Origin of the sequence: Parahaemophilus parainfluenzae, assembly GCF_001053575.1 — a bacterium.
In the GTDB taxonomy this organism is placed as follows: Bacteria; Pseudomonadota; Gammaproteobacteria; order Enterobacterales; family Pasteurellaceae; genus Haemophilus_D; species Haemophilus_D parainfluenzae_S.
This window is the reverse complement of the sequence record NZ_JVSL01000024.1, coordinates 71,790-81,489: the sequence shown is the minus strand read 5'-3', so window position 1 is coordinate 81,489 and position 9,700 is coordinate 71,790. Positions and strand designations below refer to the sequence as shown.

At 38.9% G+C, this 9,700-nt stretch carries 9 protein-coding genes and 1 tRNA gene; 5 read left to right on the top strand and 5 right to left on the bottom strand.

What is annotated here, in order from left to right; genetic code table 11:
* Positions 1–88: 88 nt before the first annotated feature.
* Positions 89–164: transfer RNA gene (locus AC979_RS05345), tRNA-Val, on the top strand.
* A gap of 118 nt (positions 165–282) precedes the next feature.
* Here AC979_RS05345 and AC979_RS05340 read toward each other — a convergent pair.
* The 3 genes from AC979_RS05340 to AC979_RS05330 form a co-directional block, all read right to left on the bottom strand.
* Entirely contained in the window at positions 283–1,275 is a 993-nt protein-coding gene (locus AC979_RS05340; protein ID WP_049373204.1) for an amidohydrolase family protein, read from the bottom strand.
* 190 nt (positions 1,276–1,465) lie between these two features.
* A complete protein-coding gene (locus tag AC979_RS05335) occupies positions 1,466–3,208 on the bottom strand; it encodes a DUF3413 domain-containing protein (RefSeq protein ID WP_049373202.1) in 1,743 nt (580 codons plus the stop codon).
* A gap of 6 nt (positions 3,209–3,214) precedes the next feature.
* A complete protein-coding gene (locus AC979_RS05330; RefSeq protein WP_005698664.1) occupies positions 3,215–3,433 on the bottom strand; it encodes a YejL family protein in 219 nt (72 codons plus the stop codon).
* Positions 3,434–3,572: 139 nt separating this feature from the next.
* Here AC979_RS05330 and yejK point away from each other — a divergent pair, with 139 nt between their 5' ends.
* From yejK to cpxA, 4 genes are all read left to right on the top strand, one after another.
* The gene (gene yejK / locus AC979_RS05325) at positions 3,573–4,589 is read left to right on the top strand and encodes a nucleoid-associated protein YejK (protein ID WP_049373201.1); all 1,017 of its coding nucleotides are present in this window, start codon (positions 3,573–3,575) and stop codon (positions 4,587–4,589) included.
* Between the two features lie 62 nt (positions 4,590–4,651).
* Positions 4,652–5,065 (top strand): outer membrane protein assembly factor BamE, encoded by a 414-nt coding sequence (bamE, locus tag AC979_RS05320; protein ID WP_049373200.1) that lies wholly within the window; start codon positions 4,652–4,654, stop codon positions 5,063–5,065.
* A 63-nt stretch (positions 5,066–5,128) separates the two neighbouring features.
* Positions 5,129–5,839 (top strand): response regulator, encoded by a 711-nt coding sequence (locus tag AC979_RS05315; protein WP_049373198.1) that lies wholly within the window; start codon positions 5,129–5,131, stop codon positions 5,837–5,839.
* Positions 5,839–7,242: an envelope stress sensor histidine kinase CpxA gene (gene cpxA, locus AC979_RS05310; protein WP_049373196.1), complete on the top strand. Its 1,404-nt coding sequence runs from the start codon at positions 5,839–5,841 to the stop codon at positions 7,240–7,242. Before AC979_RS05315 ends, cpxA begins: the two co-directional genes overlap by 1 nt.
* A 39-nt stretch (positions 7,243–7,281) precedes the next feature.
* Here cpxA and AC979_RS05305 read toward each other — a convergent pair whose 3' ends face one another.
* Entirely contained in the window at positions 7,282–9,450 is a 2,169-nt protein-coding gene (locus AC979_RS05305; RefSeq protein ID WP_049373194.1) for a heavy metal translocating P-type ATPase, read from the bottom strand.
* The gene (locus tag AC979_RS05300; protein ID WP_049356372.1) at positions 9,437–9,646 is read right to left on the bottom strand and encodes a heavy-metal-associated domain-containing protein; all 210 of its coding nucleotides are present in this window, start codon (positions 9,644–9,646) and stop codon (positions 9,437–9,439) included. Before AC979_RS05300 ends, AC979_RS05305 begins: the two co-directional genes overlap by 14 nt.
* Positions 9,647–9,700 lie beyond the last annotated feature (54 nt).

The window sequence follows — 9,700 nt, the reverse complement described above, 5'->3', positions numbered from 1 at the left end:
CAAGGAGGGGGTCACTGGTTCGAGACCGGTATCGCCCACCACTTAATTTTAGTGTTTAAATAAATCCGAATACCTTTTCAGGTGCATCGGGCGATTAGCTCAGTTGGGAGAGCACCTCCCTTACAAGGAGGGGGTCACTGGTTCGAGACCGGTATCGCCCACCACTTTTCTTAAAGTCCTTTTTTAAATCATTCAAAGTCACATTAATTCTGTTTTATTTTATAAATAAAAACGGCCACAAAACGTTTCGTTTTATGACCGCACTTCTATCTAATTTTGGGATTAAACTGGCTCTAAACCTAACACTTTACGTCCATTAATACTCGCAATATCAACCATTGCATCAAGATGTGGGAAACGACAGCCTGCAGCAAGCAAGCTTAGTTCTTGCCATAAATCCCCTTCACAAAGTGGCACCATATAATCACAGATATTATCCGTACCTAACGCGACTGTGATTCCTTCTGGAATCATTTCATCTGCAGGTGTCAAGGCATTATGGAAAGGCATCAAATCTTCTTTTCGGTTACTATCAATCCACGCCATTGGACAAGCAATCATCATCATTTTTGCCTGACGCATTTTTTTATAAAGTTTATAGCGGTATTCTTTGCTATGTGCACCAATGGAAATACCATGGATTGCCACGACTCTCCCTTCCATACCATGTTCAATGGTTTTATCACACAGCTGTTCGGTTTCTTTTTCTTTCGGAGAGTTGAATTGGTCCACGTGCACATGACACATAATGCCGCGAGACTTAGCCGCATCAAGTAAAATATCCATTGCCTCAAGGCCGCGACCATAATCAAGCTCATCGCGATAAGGTAAACCACCAATCATATCCACCATATCAGAACCAATATCAAACCATTTGCGTGCTTCTGGCTCAATGACCCCTTTTAAGGTTTGATTCGCAAATTTCAAAATAATGTCATGCTTATAAACTTCACGAGCTTTGTGTGCAGCAATGATGGCTCGGTCTTCACAAATCGGGTCGATATCCACAAAAGTACCAAATGCTGTCACCCCTTGGGAAATCATCAGCTCAATCGATTGACAGAAACGAGCGTAATAATCATCAACACTGGATGTACGTTTAACTTCGTCCACTAAATCCCATTTTTGTTGAAGATTACTATTGTGATAAATACCAATTTTTTCAGGTGTCATTGTAAAAGCACGATCTGCGTGAGCATGGGCATTAACCCAGCCACCTTTTTTAATGATTTCGTCTCGAATAAACGTTTTAAAGCTACGAACGTGATTTTTCATAATAACTCCGCCAAAAAAGAAAGGAAAAGAGAGACGAGAAGTGTATTAATTGAAAAGCAAACCCAATAAGGATCGGGTCTATTGTGAATTGTTTACAATGTTATGAAAAATTCGCAGATTTTAATTAATAACATCTTTTCAGTCTTTCAACTGAGTGCAAAGTATAAGATTTTAAGCACAAAAAAGCTATCTATTTATTGACAAAAGAACGCTCTTGTTTAAAGACATCTAAGAACAAGCCGAGTGGTGGGCGACTTGAAGATTGCTCAGTATAAGTGCGATCAAATTTCTTATAGTTTCCTTTACGATCAATATGATACTGTGTGCCATCCGGCTGAATAATGACATTCCAACGGAAATTCGATGCCAGCACCCAAGGATCGCCATTAAGCTCAAATAAATTGCGGCCTTGTGCATAATCAGAAACTGGATTTTTCACTTTAAAGATCGATGACATCAATGCTGGCAATAAATCGGTATGGCTTGTTAATTTTGTCACTTCTTGTACCGGCAAATCTTTCCAGTAAACAATAAATGGCACTTGGATTTCATCACGACCGAAATAGTTTTCTTGTGCTTTTTCATCCAGTTTATTAAACGTTTTACCATGCTCTGCCGTAATAATAACAATCGTATTATCTAAGGAAACTGATGCTAAAGTGTCATCAATTTGTTGATCAATCTCCGCAAGCGATTTGGTGTAATTTTCTTCCGCTTGATCCGCAACATCTAAATCCACATAAGCAAACCAAGGTTTATCCTCTTTTAAGAGAGATAAAACGCTATTTATCGCTTCTTTTGGCGAAGAGGCTTTCACTTTAGGTAATTTCACATTACGGAACAAGGCTTGTTTAAATAAGCTATCTTTAAATGCCGTAGACGAATAAGCAACAAATTGATATTTCTCGTCTTGTAGCTTTTTAATTAATACCGACGGTGTGTGATTACTCAAAATACTGTCCGTATAATTTGCATTCAGCCCATAGAATAAGCCTACTAAGCCGGCATTATTCGTATTGCCGCTGCTGTAATGATTCGTAAATTGAGTAGAGCTTGTGGCAAACTCAAACAATTTAGGCATTTTCTCGCTCGTTAGCGCATCATAACGTAAGCCTGAAACGGTAATCACGAGAATATTTGGTTTGTTTTCAACTTCTTCAAACTGAAGATCTTTTTTAGGATAATCAATTTTTAATGCATCCAAACGCCCTTCTTGCTCCAATCGCTGAGAATATGTTTCCGCATTAATAAACCCTTGTTTTTCTAAAAAGGTTCGCGCAGTCATTGGATAAGAAAGCGGAAAATTAGAACGTTGCATGGTAATCGGACGATATAAAAATGCATCCGCCCAAGCATAAATTAAGTGTGAGGCCACAAAAGTAGAAGTTAGCACTAATCCCACTTTTTTGAGCCATTTTTGACGCTCTAAACTACGTAACTTTTCCCAACTCCAACGAGAGAAAAGCATTTGAATCAGCAAAATAATAGGCATCGGTGCAAAGAAGATTTGCCAATCTCGTGAAAGATCACCTTTTTCTGGATTTACTAATAAATTCCAAACGATAGAAGAAAGGTGGATATTAAAGCGGTTAAAAACTTCCGTATCAAACAGCAATAATGTAGTGCAAATTGTCGCGATAATCACCGTTAGCCCACGGAAAGTGCGGTGATTTTTAATGATGAAACTCAGCGGAAATATAACCAGCAAATACAAGGCAAAAACACAAAAACTGAAATGCCCTAATAAGCTAATAAAGAAATAAATTTTACCGAGTAAGGTATCTGGCCAGTCAATGAGAAAGGCATAACGACTACCAATAAGAATTGCGATGATAATGTTAAAAAAAGCAAACCAATGTCCCCACGAAATTTTTCGTGAGGTCTCTTCACGGTATTCACGCCCGTTAAATTTGCTCTTTTTAAACCAAAACATTTTATTTTATTTTATTTTTACCGAATTCATTAGAGAGTTGGCAAAGGCTTGAGCTAGAGCTTCACGCTGTGCGGCTGGCACGCTAGTAGTCAATAAATTACTGGCCATATTGCCTAAAGCGATAAGCGAAAGATCAACGGGTGCTTTGTGAGTTTCAAGTACGCTAATCATGTCGTTAATGATGGCATTAACTTGCCCATCGGAATACTTTGAATGTTGAGCCATTTGGAATATTTAAGCCTGTTCTAAATACAAAAAAACTTCTCATATCATACCTGATAATTTGTCCAATCTGAATAATTTCTTTTTTCTTGCTTAAAAAGTGCGGTTATAATTTAAGGTAAATTTTACGAAGGAAAAAATTATGAGCATTACGGTTAATCAAATCGTGCTACATCAACTAGTTAAGCACGCTGAAAATGAAACCACTACGATGGAAAGCGTGTTGCGTGATGAACTTCTCACCATTACGCCGGAAGTCGAACAAATGATGTTGCAATTACATCAAGGTTATCAAAATAAAGGCAAAGCATTTGGTGTCTTCCAAGAGAATTCCATTTTTGCACAAGATCTGAATCGTTTATTAGAAAATGAAATCAACTTTTTAAATTTCAGCCAACAATCTACGAAACTATTAGCACAAGAATTGGGCAAATATAATTTTGCTGACAGCGGTACGCTTATCCTATGCCAATATAACTTTTTAGCAACGGATTACCTATTTATTGCGTTGTTAGACAGCCGCATCAGTATGTTAGTTGACGAAAATCTTGAAATTCGCCGTACGGAATACTTAGATATCACGCAATTTGATATAGCTGCACGTATCAACTTAACGGATTTGCAAGTGAATGCCAACTCAAACCGCTATCTCACCTTCATTAAAGGTCGTGTTGGTCGTAAAATTAGTGACTTCTTTATGGATTTCTTAGGGGCTGAAGAAGGGTTAAATCCACAAGTTCAAAACCAATGCTTATTACAAGCAGTCAGTGACTACTGTGAACAAGGGGAATTGAACAAAGAACAAACCCAAGCGGTGAAAAAACAGGTATTTGAATACTGCAAAGGTCAATTAGCAAGCGGTGATGAAATTGCCTTAACTGAACTTTCAGCGAATTTACCTACTCTAAACGAGCGCCCTTTTGTCACCTTTACAGAAGAGCAAGATTACGGCTTGGAAGAAACCATTCCTCCAGTACGTTCAGCCTTAAAAACATTAACGAAATTTTCAGGTTCTGGTAAAGGTGTGACATTAAGTTTTGATGCGGATTTATTGAATAACCGTATTAAATGGGATCCACTTACAGATACTTTAACAATCAAAGGGATACCACCAAATCTGAAAGATCAACTTCAAAAAGCATTAAAGTGCGATAATTAATTTGGCAAGATCATAAAGTTTCGGTATCATTCGACATAATTTTGCAGTAAAAGGTAAAAAATATGCAATTAAGAACATTTTTAGGTGCAGTTGTTTTAGCATTAAGTTTAACTTCTTGTTCAACAGTGCAAAAAGTTGTTTATCGTATTGATGTTCCACAAGGTAACTACTTAGAAGCGGCAACTGTGGCACAAGTTAAACCAGGCATGACCGCACAACAAGTACAATATTTGCTTGGCACACCGGTTTTAATCGATCCTTATAATAACCTAACTTGGTATTACGTGTTCTTACAACAACACTCTTACCAAAAACCTGAACAGCACACATTTACGGTGAAATTCGATCAAAACGGTCTAGTAAGCAGTGCAGAATTAGATAAGCCATTACCTGAAGTGGCAAAACAAGACGAAAATAATACTATTATCAGCACACCTGAAAATGCAGGTAAGAAAAGCTGGTGGAAATTCTGGTAATCATTAAAAAATAACACCTGCTTGTCTTATCAAGCAGGTTCGTTGTATTACAAGAGAATGAAAATGTCAAAGATTCTATTAGTTGATGATGATATTGAACTAACAGATTTACTTGCTGAAGTTTTACGACTGACTGGTTTTGAGGTTGAAGTTGCCAATAATGGGCAAGAAGCGTTAGATAAGCTAAATGCAAGCCACCAGTTAGTTTTATTAGATATCATGATGCCCGTATTAAACGGCATTGAAACACTCAAGAAAATTCGCCAAACATCAAATGTCCCTGTGATGATGCTTACCGCTCGTGGTGAAGAGATCGATCGTGTCCTTGGCTTAGAACTCGGGGCCGATGACTATTTACCAAAACCATTTAACGATCGTGAACTGGTTGCTCGTATTAAAGCCATTTTACGTCGTGCTACACCAGCAGAAAAAGAAACCTCACAAAATTCGATCGCACTTTCATCTGAAGAAAACACGTTGGAATTTTGTGGCTTAGTACTTCACTCTGGTCTTCAACAAGCCTCTTATAACGGTCAAGATCTTGGTCTAACCGGCTCTGAATTTGCTCTACTTCATAAACTGGTACTTCGTCCAGGACAAATTGTTTCTCGCGAAGAATTAAGCATGAATGTACTTGGCAAACACCTTTCTCCTTTTGATCGCTCGATTGATATGCATATGTCAAACTTGCGCAAAAAACTTCCAGAAAGAGACAATGGCTTACCATGGCTGAAAACGCTACGTGGTCGTGGTTACTTGTTGGTTTGTGAATAATGCTTATCAAGAAATTCAGCTTAAATCAGCTCACGATACGCACATTTACTGTTTTTTGGTTGGCATTCTTTGCCATGACCGCACTTTTGGTCGCACTCCCTTATTTTGATAGCCGCTTATATTCTGACTTGAATCAAAACGAAATATCGAGCTATCAAAAGAAACTCGTTGAATCCATTCGTAACAATAGAATCACCGGTATCCTCGCTGGCGTACCAGTGCTTCCAACCGATAAATTTGACTCTGCTCGTCCAGTCATCATGACGCCGGAAAAAGAAATTTTTGGTGCTTTAGGCGAAGAAAGAATGCATATTGCTCAGTTCGCCCAAGAGTCCAGTAACTTTGCCCAACCACAACGTAAAACCTTTAAAGATATTCAAATTGCAGGCCCCTTTAAAGTCTATATCGGGGATGCGGAACAATCCTCTGAATTATTTTTTGTGTCTCGAGCAAATGGTCAACAAGAAATTTTACGATATATGCTTGACCACCCTTGGGTCTTATTGCTCTTGACCTTAATTATTACAACTCCTTTACTTTGGTGGTTTACGCATACTATCGTCAAACCTATTACCAATTTACAAAAGGCGGCTAATAGCGTGGCGTTAGGAAACTTTAAGGTTGATAATGAATTAGCAAATCATGGTCCAGAAGAGTTACGAGAAGTAGGACAAAGCTTTAACAAGATGTCGATTGCGATTGATAATCTGATTTCAAACCAACACAATCTGCTTTCATCTATTTCTCATGAATTAAAAACACCGTTGACGCGTTTGCAACTTTCCACTGCTCTAGTTCGTCATCAAACAGGGGATATTGAACCAGTTAAACGCATTGAGAAAGAAATACAACGAATGGATAAAATGATCAGCGAGTTGTTACTCATTTCTCGCCAACAAATGCATTCTCAAATGGAGCATAATTTATTTCCTATTAATCAGCTTTGGGATGATGTGATCAAAGATGCCTTATTTGAAGCTGAACAGCGCAAGATCACCTGCGATGTCAATATTTCTATTTTACATCCTGAAAAACATATGATTTACGGCAACCTAAGCTTGCTTACCAGTGCAATTGAAAACATTATTCGAAATGCACTGAAATATACGAAAGATCGTATTTTCTTAACCATTGATTTACATAAAAATGAGCAGGATGATAATTGCCTACAAATTCGAGTAGATGATAATGGCTTAGGCCTACCACCAGAAGAGTTTGATAAAATCTTTAAGCCATTCTATCGAGTCGATGAAACTAGAACTCGAGCCACTGGTGGAACAGGACTAGGTTTAACAATTGTCTATAATGTAGTGAATGAACACAATGGAAAAGTATGGGCTGAATCCAGCAATTTAGGCGGGCTTGCCGTCACGATTCAACTTCCATTATGGAAACAACATTAATCCAAAAATAAAAGGCGATATTTTCATATCGCCTTTTTCTTATTTAATTTTCACTCGTTTTAACCGCAATGCATTGAATAGCACCGAAAGCGAACTCATTGCCATCGCTGCCCCTGCTAAAACAGGACTTAAGTAGCCTAATGCCGCAAGTGGAATACCTAGTACATTATAAATCAAGGCAAAGAATAAATTTTGTTTTATATTCGTTAATGTTGCTCTGGAAATCATTAATCCATCAACTAACTGATCCACCGAATGCTGCATGAGTGTCGCCGATGCAGTTTGTTCTGCAACATCAGAACCTGATTTCATCGCAAAGCTTACGTTAGCCATTGCTAATGCGGGTGCATCATTCACACCATCACCAACCATTGCGACCACTTTGCCTTGCTGACGTAATCTCTCAATATAAGCCGCTTTATCACGTGGACTACAATTGCCTCGTGCAGTTTTCACACCTACTTGCTGGGCAACATAATCAACGACAGATTGCTGATCGCCACTCATTATCACCACATCAATATTATGTTGGTGTAAGCGTTGAATCGCTTGCAAACTATCCTCTTTTAGACTGTCTGCTAGCGCAAATGCACCGATTGGACTGTTATCTACAGATACCGCAACAACACTCGCGATTTGCCAAATTTGAGGCATATTATCTGGTAAGGTTAATTCACAATAAGTCAGTTTACCTACTTTAACCAAACCAACTCCTTCAATGTGAGCAGATATACCCTGCCCCACTTCTGAATGAACCGAAAGTGCGGTCGGAATTTCAAGTGATTTTTCCTGTGCAGCCAGGACTATCGCTTTAGCTAAAGGATGATTGGCATTTTGCTCAACGGAAGCCGCAATGCGATATAAATCTTCCTCAGAATAGACCGCACTTTGTGGTTGCCAAACAGCGGCAATTTTGAGCTTTCCTTGAGTTATCGTTCCTGTTTTGTCTAATACCACCGTATCCACATGCGCCGCCTCTTCCATAGATGCCGCATCTTTAAACCAAATCCCTGCATTGACTGCTTTTCCCATTCCCACCATTATGGCAGCAGGTGTGGCAAGCCCTAATGCACAAGGACAGGCAATGACTAACACAGCAACCGCATGAATTAAAGCGGTTACCAAATCTCCTTTTATCCACCAGGTTAATCCAAATGTCATTACGGAAATCAATAACACGGTAGGCACAAATACAGCTGAAACTTTGTCAGCAAAACGAGCAATAGGAGCTTTTGTACCTTGCGCCTCGGAAAGCGCTTTCATCATATCGCCCAATAGCGTTTGCTGTCCGAGTTGATTAGCTCGATAAATAAGACTACCTTGTGTCACCATTGCCCCTGCAAGCACAGGGCTTTGAGACATTTTTTCTAATGGGTGAGATTCACCGGTTAAATGACTCTCATCGCACCAACCACTCCCTTGTTCAACAACACCATCCGCGGCAATACGTTCACCTTGATTAGCCCGTAAAATATCGCCTATTTTTACTTGATCGAGAGAAATCGTCTCCCAATGATTTTCACGTTGAACACTGACTTGTTTTGGGGTGAGTTGTAATAATAGCCCTAAACTGTTTAAGCTTTGTTTCTTCGTTCTTTCCTCAAGAAATTTCCCAAGGCTGACGAAACCGATGACCATCACCGATACTTCAAAATAGACATGAGATGCGCTATCATGCCCCATTGACTGATAATAAAACAGCATAAAGACCGAATAGAGATAAATCACCAACGTACCAGTACTCACGAGTACATCCATATTGGCCAAACCACCTCGAATACTACCAATCGCACCTTTATAAAAAGGAATGGCTAACCAAAGTTGCACAATGCTCGCAAGAACAAATTGCCACATTGGTGGTATCATCCAAGAATGATGATTAAACATCATCCCGCTCATTCCGATTAAAAAAGGAATGTTAATGAACAAAAGCAACCATAAACGCGGACTAATCTTCGTTTCATTAGGTGCGCTAGGCAGCACATTTTGCTTTAGAATGCCCTTATATCCCGCTTTTTGAATAATTGTCAAAATATCTTGTTCTGAAGCCTGAGATGAATCAAATACTACGTGCGCTTCCTCTGCCGCAAAATTCACGCCCGCGTCAGAGACAAAATCATTTCGATTCAATACTTTCTCAATCCGATTAGCACAGGATTGGCAGGTCATCCCCTCGATTTGAATGACTATTTTTTTATTCTGTTGCATCAAAACCTGCCTCTTCAATTGTTTCAATTAATTGTGCAATACTAACCGCACTTTCATCAAAGGTAATCACCGCTTTACCGTCATCAAGTGTTACAACAGCTTTTTCTACGCCATTAAGCTCTTCCAACACTCTTGTAACGCTTTTCACACAACCACCACAAGTCATCCCTGTTACATGTAATGTAATTGATTTCATATTTACTCCTTAATTATTGATATAGATTGAAATTGAGTTTACTATAAACCTTAA

Excerpts from the sequence above, each read along its gene's own strand:
- AC979_RS05340 (WP_049373204.1), bottom strand. The coding sequence starts at position 1,275 with ATGAAAAATCACGTTCGTAGCTTTAAAACGTTTATTCGAGACGAAATC.
- yejK (WP_049373201.1), top strand. The coding sequence starts at position 3,573 with ATGAGCATTACGGTTAATCAAATCGTGCTACATCAACTAGTTAAGCAC.
- cpxA (WP_049373196.1), top strand. The coding sequence starts at position 5,839 with ATGCTTATCAAGAAATTCAGCTTAAATCAGCTCACGATACGCACATTT.
- AC979_RS05330 (WP_005698664.1), bottom strand. The coding sequence starts at position 3,433 with ATGGCTCAACATTCAAAGTATTCCGATGGGCAAGTTAATGCCATCATT.
- AC979_RS05315 (WP_049373198.1), top strand. The coding sequence starts at position 5,129 with ATGTCAAAGATTCTATTAGTTGATGATGATATTGAACTAACAGATTTA.
- AC979_RS05305 (WP_049373194.1), bottom strand. The coding sequence starts at position 9,450 with ATGCAACAGAATAAAAAAATAGTCATTCAAATCGAGGGGATGACCTGC.
- AC979_RS05300 (WP_049356372.1), bottom strand. The coding sequence starts at position 9,646 with ATGAAATCAATTACATTACATGTAACAGGGATGACTTGTGGTGGTTGT.
- bamE (WP_049373200.1), top strand. The coding sequence starts at position 4,652 with ATGCAATTAAGAACATTTTTAGGTGCAGTTGTTTTAGCATTAAGTTTA.
- AC979_RS05335 (WP_049373202.1), bottom strand. The coding sequence starts at position 3,208 with ATGTTTTGGTTTAAAAAGAGCAAATTTAACGGGCGTGAATACCGTGAA.